13 protein-coding genes and 1 tRNA gene are annotated in these 17,351 nt (G+C 42.3%); 1 reads left to right on the top strand and 13 read right to left on the bottom strand.

The annotated features are described in order from the left end of the window. Positions 1 to 189 precede the first annotated feature (189 nt). The 12 genes from STRDD12_RS07055 to treP form a co-directional block, all read right to left on the bottom strand. Entirely contained in the window at positions 190 to 3,915 is a 3,726-nt protein-coding gene (locus STRDD12_RS07055) for a phosphoribosylformylglycinamidine synthase (protein WP_066916614.1), read from the bottom strand. A gap of 136 nt (positions 3,916 to 4,051) precedes the next feature. Then, positions 4,052 to 4,759: a phosphoribosylaminoimidazolesuccinocarboxamide synthase gene (gene purC / locus STRDD12_RS07050; RefSeq protein ID WP_066916612.1), complete on the bottom strand. Its 708-nt coding sequence runs from the start codon at positions 4,757 to 4,759 to the stop codon at positions 4,052 to 4,054. A gap of 226 nt (positions 4,760 to 4,985) precedes the next feature. Continuing rightward, positions 4,986 to 5,225 carry a phosphopantetheine-binding protein gene (locus tag STRDD12_RS07045; protein ID WP_066916610.1) on the bottom strand — a complete coding sequence of 80 codons (240 nt, stop codon included), beginning with the start codon at positions 5,223 to 5,225 and terminating at the stop codon, positions 4,986 to 4,988. Continuing rightward, positions 5,226 to 6,230, bottom strand: a complete 1,005-nt coding sequence (gene plsX, locus STRDD12_RS07040) for a phosphate acyltransferase PlsX (RefSeq protein ID WP_066916608.1) — start codon at positions 6,228 to 6,230, stop codon at positions 5,226 to 5,228. It lies immediately after the preceding gene. A gap of 53 nt (positions 6,231 to 6,283) precedes the next feature. After that, a complete protein-coding gene (recO, locus tag STRDD12_RS07035; protein ID WP_066916606.1) occupies positions 6,284 to 7,045 on the bottom strand; it encodes a DNA repair protein RecO in 762 nt (253 codons plus the stop codon). Further along, positions 7,023 to 8,204: a pyridoxal phosphate-dependent aminotransferase gene (locus STRDD12_RS07030; protein WP_066916604.1), complete on the bottom strand. Its 1,182-nt coding sequence runs from the start codon at positions 8,202 to 8,204 to the stop codon at positions 7,023 to 7,025. The genes recO and STRDD12_RS07030 overlap by 23 nt, the downstream gene beginning before the upstream one ends. A 118-nt stretch (positions 8,205 to 8,322) precedes the next feature. Further along, positions 8,323 to 9,291: a ribose-phosphate diphosphokinase gene (locus tag STRDD12_RS07025; protein ID WP_066916602.1), complete on the bottom strand. Its 969-nt coding sequence runs from the start codon at positions 9,289 to 9,291 to the stop codon at positions 8,323 to 8,325. A gap of 117 nt (positions 9,292 to 9,408) precedes the next feature. Then, positions 9,409 to 10,662, bottom strand: a complete 1,254-nt coding sequence (gene pcsB, locus STRDD12_RS07020) for a peptidoglycan hydrolase PcsB (protein WP_066916600.1) — start codon at positions 10,660 to 10,662, stop codon at positions 9,409 to 9,411. A 99-nt stretch (positions 10,663 to 10,761) separates the two neighbouring features. After that, on the bottom strand, positions 10,762 to 11,691 hold the full coding sequence (locus STRDD12_RS07015) for a helix-turn-helix domain-containing protein (RefSeq protein ID WP_066916598.1): 930 nt from the start codon (positions 11,689 to 11,691) through the stop codon (positions 10,762 to 10,764). Positions 11,692 to 11,719: 28 nt separating this feature from the next. Further along, positions 11,720 to 12,199 (bottom strand): hypothetical protein, encoded by a 480-nt coding sequence (locus STRDD12_RS07010; RefSeq protein ID WP_066916596.1) that lies wholly within the window; start codon positions 12,197 to 12,199, stop codon positions 11,720 to 11,722. Positions 12,200 to 12,394: 195 nt separating this feature from the next. Beyond that, a complete protein-coding gene (gene treC, locus STRDD12_RS07005; protein ID WP_066916594.1) occupies positions 12,395 to 14,017 on the bottom strand; it encodes an alpha,alpha-phosphotrehalase in 1,623 nt (540 codons plus the stop codon). Positions 14,018 to 14,081: 64 nt separating this feature from the next. Continuing rightward, positions 14,082 to 16,031, bottom strand: coding sequence for a PTS system trehalose-specific EIIBC component (treP, locus tag STRDD12_RS07000; protein ID WP_066916592.1), 1,950 nt, complete (start codon positions 16,029 to 16,031; stop codon positions 14,082 to 14,084). Positions 16,032 to 16,185: 154 nt separating this feature from the next. Between treP and treR the strand changes: the two genes are divergently transcribed. Next, entirely contained in the window at positions 16,186 to 16,884 is a 699-nt protein-coding gene (gene treR / locus STRDD12_RS06995) for a trehalose operon repressor (protein ID WP_066916590.1), read from the top strand. Between the two features lie 390 nt (positions 16,885 to 17,274). On the opposite strand, the gene STRDD12_RS06990 is transcribed toward treR, so the two are convergent. Beyond that, positions 17,275 to 17,348, bottom strand: a tRNA-Asn gene (locus STRDD12_RS06990). Positions 17,349 to 17,351: the final 3 nt, after the last annotated feature.

The raw sequence follows: 17,351 nt of genomic DNA, 5'->3' as shown, positions 1-17,351 counted from the left end.
TGACAGCCATCATATCCTGGCTTACATGCCTGCTATCTCTCAACATGCCCAAGTCCTAGTGGACCACTGCTAAGATGGAAAATACCTGTTACGCGTCCGCTAGACCATCCAAGCGATGAAGAGCTTGGCAAGCAACTCTAGCAACAGTCTTTTTGTCCTCTCTGCAAGTGTCGAGTAGAGAGAAGAAAATTATTTCCCAGTAAAGTACTTAACGGCTGATGCAAAGAGACCTTGGTCTTTCTTGCCAGGAATATTTTGGAAGAGTCCGTCTTCGAAACGTTCGGAATGACCCATCTTCCCAATGATTTGACCGTTCTTGCTGGTGATTCCTTCGATGGCATTAACTGAACCATTTGGATTGTACTTGGAATCCATGCTTGGTTGGCCGTCAAAGTCCACATATTGGCTAAAGATTTGACCATTGTCACGAAGCTCTGCAAACTCTTCAGCCGTTACAACAAACTTCCCTTCCCCGTGAGAAACTGGAATGGCATGGATGTCACCAACTGCTACTCCAGCAAGCCATGGTGAGTTGGTGTTAGCAATGCGTGTTTCCACCATCTTGGCCACGTGTTGGTTGGCATCATTATAAAAGAGAGTTGGACTGGTACTGCTAGCGTCTTCAAAGTTACCATATGGGAGAAGACCTGATTTAACAAGGGCTTGGAATCCGTTACAGATACCAATGATCAGGCCACCACGCGCGATGAAGGCATCAATGGCTGCACGTACTTTTTCATTGAGCAAGATGTTCACGATAAATTTCGCAGATCCATCGGGCTCATCCGCTGCTGAGAATCCTCCAGCAAAGAAGATGATGTTAGCTTTTTCGATATGGTCAACCATGGTGTCAACAGACTTGACGATAGCCTCTTCGTTAAGCGTCACAAATGGCACCAAGTTGACGTTCGCACCTTCTTTTTCAAAGGCCTTAGCAGAATCGTACTCAGAGTTTGTTCCAGGGAATACTGGGATGTAAACCACTGGTGTCTCAATGGTTTCTTTGGCTTTGATGACTGTTTCTGAGGCCACAGCAGGTAGGTCTTCCAACTCAGTCGCTTGGACAAATTCGGTTGGGTAAACCTCTTCCAATTTCCCTTGGAAGGCCCTGTCAAGTTTGTGTCCATCAAGCCTTACACCATTGACAGTGAGTGTAAAGTCAGCACTTGTTTGACCGATTTTCTCAACACCTGCAATGTCTTCAGCAGATGTGAAGACAAAGCCACCCAATTGAGCGGTCAAAGCACTTTCAAGATTAGCCAAGTCCACTGTAGCACCGATATGGTTCCCAAAGGTTGCCAGAGCAAGCGCTTCAAGGACACCACCATATTTGACTGCTGAAGCAGAGGTTACTTGGTAGTCCGCTTGGATGGCTTCAAACTGAGCAAAATTTTTCTTAATCAAGTCAAAGTCAATCTCTTGGGAAAGGGCTTGACCTGGGATATAGTAGATATTTTCACCCACTGCTTTAAATTCAGGGGAAAGAACCTTACGGCTATCAGCTGTTGTCACACCAAAAGCAACCAAGGTTGGTGGTACGGTTAATTCTTCGAAGGTACCAGACATGGAGTCCTTCCCACCGATAGATGGCAAACCAAGTTGAATTTGCGCTTCAATGGAACCAAGAAGAGCCGATACCGGTTGGCCAAAACGTTCTGCTTGTTTGTCCATGCGTTCAAAATACTCTTGGTAAGAAAAACGTGCTTTCGACCAGTTTGCCCCTGCAGCCACCAAACGAGCGGTTGCTTCGATGACGGCATAGGCTGCCCCGTGATAGGGAGACCATTCAGCAATGTAAGGGTTGAATCCTTGCGCCATGACAGAAGCCGTTGTTGTTACGCCATGTTGAACGGGTAGTTTTTGAACAGAGGCTTCCGTAGGCGTGATTTGGTAGCGCCCACCAAGTGGAGAGTTGACCGTTGACCGACCAACGGAACTATCAAAGATGGTTTGCAAGCCTTTTTGACTGGCATGGTTAAGGTCAGCCAAGACTTCAAGCGTATCCGCTTCAAGGGTTTCAGCAGATGTTTGGCGTTCTTCTGGGAGCTTGACAGCCTTGTCAACCACCTTGGCATCTACCACGACACGCACACCGTTAGTATCCAGGAAAGAACGTTCCAAATCAACGATGGTTTCCCCATTCCAGTGCATGACAAGATTTGGTTTTTCAGTAACCGTTGCCACTACAACTGCATCAAGGTTTTCTTTGTGACAAGCCTTAACGAAAGCGTCCACATCTTCAGGACGAACGACAACCGCCATCCGTTCTTGTGATTCAGAGATGGCAATCTCGGTACCGTTCAAGCCTTGGTATTTCAGAGGCACTTTGTCCAAATCAATTTCAAGACCGTCGGCTAATTCCCCAATCGCCACACAGACACCACCGGCACCAAAGTCATTGGATTTCTTGATGAGACGGGTCACATCCCCATTGCGGAAAAGACGTTGAATCTTACGTTCTTCGATGGCGTTTCCTTTTTGAACCTCGGCACCAGCTGTTTCCACAGACTCAACCGTTTGAACTTTAGATGAACCTGTCGCCCCACCGACACCGTCACGTCCAGTCTTCCCACCGAGCAAGATAATCACGTCACCAGCTTCAGGTTTCTCACGGACCACATTTTCCTTAGGCGCTGCACCGACAACGGCACCTAGCTCCATCCGTTTGGCCACAAAGCCTGGGTGGAAGTATTCACGAACATAAGTTGTTGCCAAACCAATTTGGTTCCCGTAGGAAGAATAACCGTGAGCTGCGGTTTTTGAAATCACTTGTTGGGGCAATTTACCCGCACGAGTTTCAGCAATCGGAGCTGTAATATCGCCTGCACCTGAGATACGCATGGCTTGGTAAACGTAGGAACGCCCTGACAATGGGTCACGAATGGCACCACCGATACAGGTAGCCGCACCACCAAATGGTTCAATCTCTGTTGGGTGGTTGTGGGTTTCATTCTTGAACATGAGGAGCCATGGTTCTTTGACCCCATTGACATCCACTTCAATCTCAACTGAGCAGGCATTGATTTCATCAGACACTTCCATGTCATCCAAACGCCCATTGGCACGCTCATAACGCCCAAAAATAGTCGCCATATCCATCAAGGTTTGCGGTTTTTCCGTACGTCCCAACTCATCACGCATGGCAATATACTTGTCATAAGTCGCCTGCAATTGTTTTTCAAATTTAGAAGCTGAGAAGTCGATGTTTTTCAACTCCGTCTCAAAGGTTGTGTGACGGCAGTGGTCAGACCAGTAAGTATCCAAAACCTTCAATTCCGTCTCAGTTGGCACACGTCCAAGCGATTTGAAGTAATCTTGAATAAAGAGCAGGTCATCCACTTCCATGGCCAATCCTTGCTCTGCCTTGTACTGTGCAAAATCTTCTGCCGTATAGCCTTCAAAGAAGTCCAAGTTTGGAATAGTCTTATCAGACTCAGAAAAATCTTGCTTGGCAATCCCAACAGTGATGTCTTTAAAACGCGAATCCACAGGGTTGAGCAAGTAATTTTTAACGGCCTCTAACTCGACAGAGTCAATATCCTTGTTAACCAGATACAATTGCGCGGTATTAACACTTGCTTGTCCCTGACTTCCCAACAAGAGAAGGGCTTCTTGTGCACTTGCTGCGCGTTGATCAAACTGACCAGGCAAACTTTCAATGGCAAAAAAGGCAGACTGAGCCAAGGTAGCCTTGATGTCAGCCTCAGTCAGCAAGACATCCGTCACAGGTTCTGAAAAAATGCGTTCTTGTGCCCGAGAAAGCAAGTGGTCTTCCAAATCAAAGATATCATAAACTTGCACAACACGCACATTCTTCAAAGTTTTCAATTGTAAATTATGGCGTAATTCTTCCAGCAAGCTCTGAGCCTTAACTCCAAAATCTGCTTTCTTCTCTACAAAAATACGTTTATCCATATATCAAATCCCCAGTCATAGCAAACAGTAGGCCTATTGCCTCTCTCTTTTAGACAACAGCACCCATCTGTCTTACGGCTATTTCATTTCCTTCCTTTATGTCCTAGAACTCACACTCAGCCAGTTAACGGTCTGCTTACTTTAATGCTTGCAATTTCTGCCAGACGACTTCATAGACATCTGTTAATTCTCCCAAACCACGTCGGAAGACATCCTTATCCATATGATGTCCTTGGGCATCCCACAAGCGGCAATTATCTGGTGAAAACTCATCTGCCAGGATAATATTGCCGTCTTTATCAAAACCAAATTCTAGCTTGAAATCAATCAGTTTCAAGCCAATTTGTTGGAACCAATCCACCAAGAGAGCATTGATGCGACGGGTTTCTTCTTTTAGGTAGGCAATTTGAGCATCATTAGCAATATCTAAAAATTTGACATGCTCATCATTGATAAAAGGGTCGTCCAAATCATCGTTTTTGTAATAAAACTCAACAATTGGCTCTGGCAAAGCGATACCTTCTGCCACACCAAAACGTTTAGAAAACGAACCAGCCGTGTAATTACGTAAAACAACCTCTAATGGAATAATCGTAACCTTCTGATTCAATTGTTCCGTCTCAGAAACCTTCTTGATGAAGTGTGTCTTAACCCCAGCAGCATTCAATTTTTCAAAGATAAAAGATGAAATCTTATTGTTGAGAACGCCTTTACCAGCGATTTGCTCCTTTTTCACGCCATTAAAAGCAGTCGCTTGGTCTTTGTAGACAGATAAAATAACATCGTCATCCTCAGTTGTATAAAGGTCTTTGGCCTTTCCTGAATAAATCAGTTCCTTCGTCATAATTGTTCGCCTTTCCTAAAGTGTTCTTCTTATTTTAACATATCCCCCACTTATCTTCAATAATTTACAGACATTAGACCTTTATTTAAATAACATTGTTCGTTATTTACGAATGTTTGCATTTGCTTTTTTCTATAATCTAGCATTTTCTTGTCTTTTTCCCAATTTTCACCAATTTCATTTTCCAAGACACAAAAAAAGAGACCACTCCAGTCTCTCCATTGGCTTAGGCCAACTTTTCTGTAATATAATCAGCTAATTGCCCCACCGTTTGAACATGGTCAAGGACCTCATCGGGAATATCCATGCCAAAATTATCTTCCAAACTGATAATATATTCCATTACCGCAATCGAGTCCACCCCTAAACCTTCTTGCAGGCTTAATGACTCTGTAAAAAGCAGTTTTTCATTGGTTTGTTCCTCTGCCAAAACCTGCATCTGTGCTAAAATCTGTGTGCGAGTCATCTATTTCTCCTTATGTGAAAATGCCTCAATGGATTTAGCAACCACGTCAGCTTCTAGCATACGACGAATTTGGTTGATAGTAGTGTAAATATCCTTTGCCTGACTAGAACCGTGACTCTTAACAACTGGCGCCTTCAAGCCAAAGAGCACCGCACCACCAAAGTTTGAGTAATCCATCTGTGCCTGCAAGCCTTTGAGACTATCTTTCAATAAAAGAGCCCCGAGTTTAGCTTTCCAGCCACCGTTCAAAATGGCTGTTTTTAAACTGGACAGAATAGTCGCCCCCGTCCCTTCCATCGTTTTTAGGACAGCATTTCCCGTGAATCCATCTGTCACGACAACATCTGCAACGCCATTGAGCAGTTCACGCGCTTCAATATTGCCAATAAAATGAATATCCGGATTTTCTGACAGTAAGCCAAAAGCATCTTGTTGCAGAGGTGCTCCTTTGCTGGACTCTGTTCCATTATTGAGCAAACCAACGCGTGGTTTAGCCAGCCCGCGAACATGCTTGGCATAAAAAGACCCCAAGGTCGCGTATTGGTCCAAATGACGCGCCGTATTTTCAGCATTCGCCCCCAAATCCATCATGTCAAAACCTTGTCCATCAACCGTTGGTAAGGTAGACAAGAAACCTGGTCGGTCAATCCCTTTAATTCGCCCAACAATAAAGACACCAGCTGCCAAAAGGGCACCTGAATTTCCCGCAGATAACATGGCATCAGCCTTGCCCTCTTTAACGGCTTGCGCCGCTAAAACCATTGAGGCGTTTTTCTTCTTTCGAATAGCTTTAACGGGCTCATCTTCTGAAAAAATTTTTTCAGTGGTATGTACGATAGAAACACGCTCTGTCGCCGTTAGATGAGGTTTGATTTTATCTTCATCGCCATAAAGGATTACGTCAAAATCTGAAAACTCAGCCAAGGCTTGGTTAACTCCCTCAATAATAGCCTGTGGCGCATGGTCTCCTCCCATGGCATCAATTGCAATTGTCTTAACTGTCATTTTTATTCCTTACTTTCTAGTTCTTTTCCTTATGGCTTGTTTCACGTAAAACATTAGCGCATGATTTCTCCCCAGTCAGATAAGCCATCCAAAAATTTCTTGCTTTTTAAGTGTATTCCTACATAATTATCATAAATAGCATCCATAAACTCTCTCAGCTTCTCTTTTGTCTCAGCGCTTAATGAAATCCCCTGCAAGCGTTCCAAAGAAATCTCTTGAAAACCCGCTAATAGGTACAAAACATTCGGATCTGCGTGGAGGCGTTTTTCATCTTCCAAATAGTGTTCTGGACACAAAACCCCTGAGTATTTAAAGGAAAAATCAAACCGTTGCTGACTACGGTGACAAAATACACAGTGACTAAAGTCCAAGGATACCCCAAAACGGGACAAAAGCTGCGTCTCATATATCAACAATAAGACCGCCTCATCAACCCCTTGATTCATTAGCTGTAAAATCTGAGTCAAAAAAGCAAAGAGCGCTGGGTCCTCCTCACCATCATCTATCGCATGATCAGCCAAATCCATAGCATAAGTCGCATGAGCCAATTTAAAAATATCTTGACTCACCTCATGCAAAGGTTCCAAATCTCGGTAATCATCCAAATAGGACAGGCCATTAGGATTGATTTTACACAGGTAGTCTGCTAGAGACAGGGGTTGCAAAGCCGAACGTAAACGCGATTGACCGCTATTTTTCACTAAAAACATCCGTTTGCCTGCCTGTTCAGTAAAAATCTTCACCAGCCGATCTTTTTCACGATAGGGGCGTTCAAACAAAACCAGTCCGCGACTAGTGACTGCTTGTAGTGGCATGCATAAATTCCTCCAGACGGCTCAAAGCTTCCTGAATGGTTTCCATGCTAGCTGCATAAGACAAACGCACGTAGCCTTCTCCATAAGGTCCAAAAGCCACACCAGGAATGATAGCAACTGCCTGTTGCCGTGCAAATTCTTGACAGAATTTAAAGGAATCCTGCTCATAGCCCTCTGGAATTTTAGCGAAAATGTAAAAGGCACCATTTGGTTTGATAATGTCAAATCCTAGTGCTGACATTTTCTCGATAATCACATCACGCCGTTTCAGGTATTCTTGTTTCATCGCAAGGGTATCATCTTTACCAACTGTCAAGGCATCGATCCCAGCAAATTGAGAAATCGTGGAGGCCGCCGTCACTAAGTATTGGTGGCTCTTAATCAATTGTGCTGTCAACTCACGTGGTGCAAAGATAAAGCCCAAACGCCAACCCGTCATGGCATGAGACTTGGAGAGACCATTGATGACAATAGTTTGCTCGGGAATAAACTCTGCAATAGACACGTGACCTTCGGCATCATAGTTCAATTCCGAATACACTTCATCACTGACAACAAAAATTTCATAACGCTTGAGGACCTCTGCAAGAGCTTGCATTTGTTCTCGACTATAAGTCACACCAGTCGGATTGGCTGGGTAGTTCAACAAGACGGCTTTGAGACGTGACCCTTGTTTTTTAATCGCCTCTTCTAGCATCTCAGGAGTCAAGACAAATTGATTAGACGTTGTATCAATTTCAACGATTTCAGCTCCCACGAGGTTTGCGATTGGCTCATACCCTGGATAAGCAGGCGCTGGTAAGAGAACCGAATCCCCTGGTTCCAAAATAGCTGTTAAGGTAGCTGATAGAGCTTCAGTAGCGCCTATCGTTACCAAAATTTCATCTTCTGGGGCATAAGCCAAGCCATACTTAGATTTCACAAAGTCTGCAGCCGCCTGACGCAAGGGTAAAAGACCAGCCATACCGGTATAATGGGACTGATTGGCATCTATCGCTGATTTAGCTGCCTCTTTGACATGTTCAGGCGTATTAAAATCAGGTTCCCCTAATGTCAACTTGAGAATCCCTGGAATATCTGAAATAGATTGATCAAATTGCCGAATTAAAGATACCTGAATATCATCCAAATGCTTATTAAAGCGATCTACTAATGCCATACACCCTCCAAAAATCATTTTTAACCATTATACTACAAGTCCAGCAACAAACAAACTAAAACCAAGCAAAAAAGAGCACTTGTAGACGTAAAAGCTACCCGGCTCTTTTTTAAAGTCATTATTTTTGGGTTTGAATCGTAAACAGCGGAGACAAGGGCCGATTTTCATGAATACGGATAATGGCTTCCGCAATCAAATCAGCAATTGTGATTTGTTCAATCTTATCGATCAAGTGTTCCTCAGGTAAATAAATTGTATCCAGAACCACTAGTTTTTCAATAGCTGACTTTTCAATATTGTCCAAGGCAGGACCAGACAAGACAGGATGCGTACAAGAAGCATAAACTGCTGTTGCGCCACTTTCTGCTAATGCGTCCGCTGCGTGACAGATTGTTCCAGCTGTGTCAATCATATCGTCAATCAAAATACAGGTTTTGCCTGAAACGTCCCCGATAATATGCATCACTTCACTGGTATTCATCTTATCGACACTACGACGTTTGTCAATGATGGCAATTGACGTTTTCAAGTATTCCGCTAACTTACGCGCTCGGGTTACACCGCCGTGGTCAGGACTGACAACGACATAGTCATCTCCAGTCATCCCTTTACGGATAAAGTAATCTGCAATGAGAGGCGCCCCCATGAGGTGGTCTACTGGAATATCAAAGAAACCTTGGATTTGAGCAGCGTGTAAATCTACTGTCAACAAACGGTCAACCCCAGCAACAGACAACATGTTGGCAACCAGCTTGGAAGTGATAGGTTCACGCGAACGTGCTTTACGGTCTTGACGCGCGTAGCCATAATATGGCATCACGACATTAATGGTCGCTGCACTAGCTCGACGTAAGGCATCCACCATAATCAAAATTTCCATTAAATTATCATTGACTGGCGCACTAGTCGACTGCAAAATGAAGACATGACAGCCACGAATAGATTCTTCAATATTAACTTGAATCTCACCATCTGAGAATTCACGCACAGTTGATTTTCCTAAAGAAATCCCCATCGTGTCTGCAACCTTAGCCGCTAATTCCTGATTAGATGATAAGGCAAAAAGTTTTAAATTGGCGTAAGACATGATACCCTCCACATTATATACACCGAGTTCACTACCCCTCTATTTTATCTTTTTTCGGCTCTTTTCGCAACAGCAAAAAAGAGCAGGCGTCCCCACTCTTTTTTTAATGTTTTGTTCTTAAGGTAAGATGTAGTATACTGATCCACCCCAAGTTGAAGCTGTTGGGTCAAATGAACCACGGTAGTTACCGATAGACATGTTACCCGCATAGTTTGATTCCATAACTTGAATGCTGTTTGTTCCGTTCACTGCGACCACATAAGCCACGTGTCCGTATCCTCCACCATCATTTGGCCAAACTGCGATAGCACCTACTGAAGGTGTAGATGAAATTGAGTGACCAGCAGCTGTTGCAGAAGCTCCCCATTGGTTAGCATTTCCCCAGCCGTTTCCAGCCCATGATACGAGAGATTTAACACCCCAAGTACATTGTCCAACTGGATAGGTGTTACCAGCTGTATTCACGCTTGCTGACACAGCTGTTGCTGTTGCTGCAGCAGGTGTTGCAGAAGCTGTTGACGCTGCTGGTTGGCTAGTTGCCGCATCAGCAGAAGTATCTGTTGTAGTATCCGTTGTAGCAGTACCAGTTTCTACAGCAGCTTGAGCTGTTTGAACTGATTCTTGAGCGGCTTGAGCAGCTGCTTCTTGCGCTTGTTTTTGCGCAGCTGCTTGTTCAGCGGCTGCTTGAGCGGCTGCTTGAGCGGCTGCTTGTTGTGATTGAAGAGATGCTTTTTCTTCTTGAGCTGTCGCCAATTGTGCTTGCAATGCCAATTGTGCTGCTTGCAATTCAGCTTGTTGAGTTGTCAAGGCAGCTGAAGTTTCTTGCAATTGCACTTGGTTTGCTGCAACTGTATTGATAGCTTCTTGGTTAGCTACTTGTTTTTCTTCCAAGGCTGACTTATCAGATTCTTGTTGCTTGATAGTCGCTTGGTTGGTAGAAACAACCTCGTGGACAGCAGCAACACGGCTGATGGCATCTGAGATTGATTTTGAGTTAGCAATGGCATCGAGGTAGCTTGAGAGTGTGCTTGCTTTTTGAGCCGCACGCGCTTGCTTCTTCAATGTTTCGTTACGAGCAACGATCTTGTTAGAGAGTGTTTGAATCTCAGTTGAGAGTTCTTGTGACTCTTGTTGCAATTGATCGTTTTGCGCAGCCAATTCATTTTGTTGAGTTGTCAATGAATCAACTTGTGCTTGAATATTGGTTACTTGTTTTTGGGCATCAGTTTGTTGAGCAGTAAGGTCGCTGATGACGCTATCCTTAGCGGCAATCTGATTATCATATTCATCAGCGTTTACATGAGTCAAAGTTTGTGCAGAAGTAAGGGTAACACCACTTACCAAGACTGCAGATAAAATGCTTTTTTTCATCTAATAAAAACTCCTTTTTGATAAGACATTACTATGCTACCATATTTATCATATCATTTCCATTACAAAAATGTTACAAACGTGCTTTTTATGCTTCCATTAGATTTCCTTTTTCTTTTGGAAATCTTTGAAATCACTTTCCCATTCTTCCATAATTTTCATTAGAACATGTTTGTCACCAATAATTTGCACGAATGCCTTTGTCTTATCATAGGTTTCCTGTGCTTCGTCCAGCTGATTGTTTAACAGAAATATTTTCCATTCCAGCATCATCACAATCATTTTTTTCTGGACATCTTGAAAACGCGCCATATTTTCTTTCAATACTTTTAATAGAAGAAAACACTTCTCATGGTCTGCATGATTTAAACTTAAGGTCAAGGCGGTGATTAAATTGTCTCGACAGATAAACCAGTCTTCGCGTCTCACTGTTGTTGTCAGATTGACCAGTTCCTCTTGAACCATTGCAATATAGGACGCACCAAACAAACTTTTCTTATATTTTTCATCATAACTGATTTCACGATTAAGAACATACCGAATCATAATGAGTGTATTTAAATCAAAATACAAATGATTCAACAAGGGTCGCAGATGCTCTTTTATCTCGGTAATAGGCATCTGGTCTTCCTCCAAGTTATAGGCACGTAGCATTTTTTCGAGGAGACCAAAGATATAGGCCTCCTCTTGAGGTAAGTCAGCATAGAACCGCTCATGAACATCTGATATCTGTTTCAAGACCTGAGTCATTAAATCCGGATGCCGATAGACTTGGGTGTTTAAAATATCATACTTTAATGAAAGATATTCTTGAGGTAACTCTTTCTTCTCATCAAAGAGTTCACTCACCGAAACATCTAACTGTTTGGCCAAAAAGACGACTTTCTCCACACTGGGCATTGAAATATTTGCCTCAATGCGATAGAGTTGCTTCGGAGAAAGCACTTCACCATCTTCACAAATTGCCTCTCGGCTTAACTTTTTTTCCTTTCGTAGTGTTTTAATCCGATTTCCCAACGTTCCCAACATAAATTTCTCCTCATTGCTAGGGGAGAGATTATTTTATAACATCTTCAAAATACGTCTGCATACGGCGTAACATGGCTTTGCGACCACGAAAGACTTCTCCAGCTACCACTTTTTCTAACTGTTCGTGCTCTTCCTTAGTCTCTAACTGATTTTTGAAAGATTGGTAGCATTCCTGAAAGATAAGATAGTTTTCCACAGCCATTCTCGGGTCCTCAATTAAATACTCTAACTCATGAACATCTTCAAAAGTTTGATTGTTAATCCGTCGTTTGAGGCTCCCTTGAGCCCTCAATTGATCTTTAACGTAATTTGAAAATTTTGTTTTAAAATAAATCCTCAACTTTTCTTCATCATCTCGCAACTCTGGATGGCTAGTCAGTAGCTGATAAAGACAGATAAGGCCCTCTTGTTCCCAATCTTCTTTTTCCCATAACTGGATGCCATACTGCTTTTGTTGCTTCAACACAATCAAACGAACTTTTCCATAATATTTCCCAATATTTTCCATATAAAATCTCCTTTTAAGTGATAGCATTAGTATACGGTCACTTTAAAAGGAAGAAAAGGACATATTAGACCAAAAAAGAATATTTTTCGTGTTTTATGAAATAATTATAGCATTTTCCTTCGTTTTTTGGTGTTAAATCTCCTTATTTTACCAATAAGTCAAAAAAATACACTCTTTTCGAGTGTCCGTTCGGTTTTAAGCTTTTATCGCCAAGGTCTGATAAGGTTTCAATAGAAGTTTTTTATCCCACTTAGCTAGCTCTTGATTGGTTAAGAAAACTTCTCCCTCTTGGTAGCCTTCTGGTAGGTCTAATTCAACTGTCTGATCATAAAAGTTATTAAGAACCAGCAATTTCTCGTCCTTGTAAAGGCGTTCAAAAGCGTAAACCTGCTGGTGGTCTTCCAATACTGGCCGATAAGTCCCTTCTGAAATAATAGGATGCGATTTCCTTAACTGAATTAATGTTTGATAAAATTGGAAGATTGGCCCATCTTTTTCTCGCTCGACATTAATCTCAGGATAAGTTTTTCCTGGTTTTAGCCAAGGTGTGCCTGTTGAAAAACCTGCATTTAAACTACTATCCCATTGCATGGGAGTCCGTGAGTTATCTCGAGATTTGGCTTGAATAATTCGAAACGCTTCTTCCTCTGATTTGCCTTCCCCTTTTAACATCTCAAAAGCATTCAGTGATTCAACATCGACATAATCCGCTATCGTATCGTAGTCGGGATCTAGCATACCAATCTCTTCTCCCATATAAATATAGGGTGTCCCACGGGACAAATGGATGCTGGCCGCCAACATGGTCGCTCCTTCTTGACGGAAATTCTTAACATCAACAAAGCGATTGAGGGCACGTGGTTGGTCGTGATTATTCCAGAATAGGGCTGACCATCCTCCGCGGTCGCTCATTTCACGTCCCCAGGTATGGAAAAGACGCTTTAAGGCTTCAAAATCAAAAGGATGAAGGGTCCATTTTTGCCCATCCGCATAATCCACCTTCAAATGATGGAAATTAAAGGCCATTGATAATTCATGTCGCTCAGGTGCTGAATACAAGACACAGTTATCAATAGTGGTAGAAGACATTTCCCCTACAGTAATAAAGCTATCGTCTTCACCAAAAGTTGCTTCATTCATCATGTGCAAATAATCATGTACAATCGGCTTATCAGTGTAAGCTGGTTTGCCCTCATCTTCGGCACAATCCACTAATACTGGGTCCTTTCCGATGAGATTAATCACATCAAACCGAAAGCCTTTAACACCTTTTTCTCGCCAGAAATTAACCACTTTAAATAATTCTTTACGAACATTTGGATTGCGCCAATCCAAATCCGCCTGAGTTATGTCGAAAAGATGAAGATAATATTTCCCTGTATCGCCAAAAGGTGCCCAAGCACTGCCACCAAACTTAGACTGCCAGTCGGTTGGTTGCTCCTGAATAAAGAAGAAATCTTGATAATACTTGTCACCTGCTAGAGCCTTCTGGAACCACTCATGCTCAGTAGAACAATGATTGAGAACCATATCTAACATAAAATCAATGTGATAAGCCTTACCAACAGCTACCATCTTTTCAAAGTCTGCCATATCCCCAAAGAGAGGATTTACTGCTGTGTAGTCTGAAATATCATAGCCATTATCTCGCTGAGGACTTGGGTAAAATGGATTTAACCAAATCATGTCAATCCCCAATTCCGCCAGATAAGGAATCTTTTCAATAATCCCTTGAAAATCGCCAACACCATTTCCCGTCGTATCCTTATAGGACTTCGGGTAAATCTGATAAATCACTTTTGTTTTGTCTAATACCATTTTTATCTCTTTTCTGTCTAAAGGAAAGAGGTGTAGCGCTAGCTGTCACCTCTTATACTTTTGCTTAAATCCGAGTTGCAGTCATCAACTGTTCACCGCGGGCGACTTGACGTGGCAATTCCCCTAAAGCATCCGGTTGGAAAACGTCTTGATTGGTGATTATAACAGGTGTTTCAGTCACCAAACCAGCCTCTTCTATCACCTGCTTATCAAAGCTAATCAAAGAATCACCCACTTTGACTTGAGAACCTTGTGACACATGCGCCTCAAAGCCCTTACCGTCAAGACTGACCGTATCCATTCCGATATGCATCAACAGTTCCACCCCTTCATCTGAAAGGATACCAACTGCATGTTTTGTTGGAAAGAGGACAGTAACCGTTCCATTAACTGGAGAGACCAATTCCCCTTCACTTGGAAAAATAACCACACCTTGCCCCATAACGCCTTGTGCAAAGACAGGGTCTGATGCCTGACTGAGGTCTTTAACGTCACCGGACAATGGGCTAACAATCGTTTCAAAATCAGCTTTTGGTGCCGCTTGCTCAGCCTCTTTGATGGCATCCACTTGTTTTGCTTGCCCTTCTTCTTCGGTCTTAGTCAGAAAACCAGTTTTATGGAAAATAAAGGTCAATACCATCGCAACTGCGATATCAACAACCATGATTAGGGCAAATGGCACCCAGAATCGCGGTTGAATAGACAAGATGGCAGGAAGTCCTCCAATACCGACTGAATTGGCTTGTACACCAAAAGTTACAGAAAGTAAACCTGCAAGCGCTGAGGCTGACATCCCAGCTACCAAAGGATAGATATATTTGACATTGACCCCAAAAAGGGCAGGTTCTGTAATTCCTAAATAAGCAGAAATGGCAGCTGGTAACGAAATTTGTGCTTCGCGTTCATTGTGTCGTTTGATTAAATAGTAAGCAAATACGGCTGAACCTTGTGCGATATTAGACAGTGCAATCATCGGCCAAAGACCTGTTCCACCCGACGTCCGAACCAACTCCAAGTCAATGGCATTGGTCATGTGATGCAGACCAGTGATAACAAATGGTGCATAGATTGCCCCGAAAATAATACCAAAGAGCCATTTAACGGGACCTGTCAATCCTGCTAAAACAACACTAGAAATGATTCCACCTAGCCACCAGCCAATTGGGCCAAGAACTGCATAAGATAAGATAACAGCTGGAATCAAAGACAAAAGAGGTACAAAAATCATTGAAATCACTTCTGGAATATACTTGCGCCAGAAGATTTCAAGATAAGCTAAAGCCAAACCAGCTAATAAGGCAGGAATAACTTGCCCTTGGTAACCGACCTTTTGTAAAGTAAAGGCTCCAAAGTCAAAAACTGGTACCTTATGAGCTGCTTGTGCTGCAGCATATTCATAAGCACTAAGCAGATTCGGATGAACCAAACAAATTCCCAGGACAATCCCTAAGATTTGACTCGTCCCCATTTTCCGAGAGACGGACCAAGTAATCCCTACAGGTAAAAAGCCAAAAATAGCACCGCCAGGAATACCCAATAATTCATTAACTCCAGCCCAGAACTGCGACGTCTCAACAATTGTTTTGCCACCGAGACCCTCAAACTGGATGCCACTTAAAACATTTTGAAAACCTAAAATGAGACCGCCAACAATCAAGGCAGGAATCAGAGGTGTAAAAATCTCCGCCAAAGTCGTCATAACCCGCTGAACAGGGTTTTGGTTGCTTTTTGCAGCTGATTTGGCTGCCTCTTTTGACACCCCTTCGATGCCAGAAACAGCTGTGAAATCATTATAGAAAATAGGAACATCGTTACCAATGATAACCTGAAACTGACCAGCATTGGTAAAAGTTCCCTTAACGACAGGAATCGCTTCGATGGTCTTAACATCTGCCTTATTATCGTCAGCTAATACAAAACGCATCCGTGTGGCACAATGCGTAACAGCTGTGATGTTGTCTTTACCACCAATAGCCCCTAAGAGCTCCTTAGCATCCTTTTCAAATTTTCCCATGTATACACTCCAATCTAGTGATAAGATTTATTATGGTTTTATTGTAACCGATTCCAAATTTTAAAACAAGACAAGCTGGTCTTTTTTCTCAACTTAAATGTCAAAAATTCAAATTTGTATGCTAAAATAAGGACAAATCCTTGTGGAGACCCTTATGAAAAAATACCAATTTATCTATGCAGATTTAGAGAAAAAGATTTTAGAATCAGAATTTCCAGCCAATAGCAATTTACCAACAGAGAAAGACTTGCAAACAACCTATCAAGTTAGTCGCAGTACCATCCGAAAAGCTCTAGATCTCCTTCAAGAAAATGGCTATATCAAAAAAACGCAAGGGCAAGGTTCACAAGTTCTTAACCGTACCACAATCCCTCTTCCTGTTGCCCAGCTTACAAATTACCAACAGCTAGTCAACCAACTCAATTTTTCTTCACAAACCAGGATAATAGCTTTCAGCAAGATAATCACAGACCAAAAACTTTCGCAACTCACTGGTTTTCCTGAACAAACACTTTTATGGAAAATCATCCGACAACGCATTGTCAATGGAAAAGCAACCATACTCGACACAGACTACATCAAAAAAGATATCGTTCCTGCCTTAACCAAAGAAGAAGCCACAAAGTCTCTTTATTCGACCATTGAACAAAACCATCGTATTGATTTTGCCAAAAAAGAAATCACTATTGAAAAAATATCAGAAAATGACAAAAACTACCTTGACTTAGGTAAAGACCTCCAAATTGTCTGCATTCGTTCCAAGGCCTACTTAACTGATGGAAGACAATTTCAGTTCACCGAAAGTCATCATAAATTAGATAAATTTCAATTTACTACTATTGCAAAACGATAAATGAAAGGCTCTGTAATTTCTATAGTGGGTAAAACCGCTTTAGAGATTATAGAGCCTTTTGAATGTATACAAAAAGTCTCATAAATACCATCATTACTGAGACCCTATGAAACTCATTCCAAATACCACAGGACAGCCATAAGCTATCTCCCAGAACCCTGTATTCAAAGAATTTCCGTCAAACCTAGAGACTACACGAGGAATTAGGAAGTTTAGGACTTTTCATAAGAGCTAACATTGCCTAAAAACATTTCACCTTTAGGAAATAGGTCATCATAACTCTGAATAAACACAAAAAGAGGTCCTTTCCGAACCTCTCAAACTATTAACCTTCGACATCAACTACCGTTGACAAAATAAAAAGATAGCTATACAGCTATCCTCTACTTACTCCGCCAGTAGGACTCGAACCTACGACATCATGATTAACAGTCATGCGCTACTACCAACTGAGCTATGGCGGAATA

Source organism: Streptococcus sp. DD12 (assembly GCF_001578885.1).
Classification (GTDB): domain Bacteria; phylum Bacillota; class Bacilli; order Lactobacillales; family Streptococcaceae; genus Streptococcus.
This window is presented reverse-complemented; position numbering and strand designations above follow the sequence as displayed.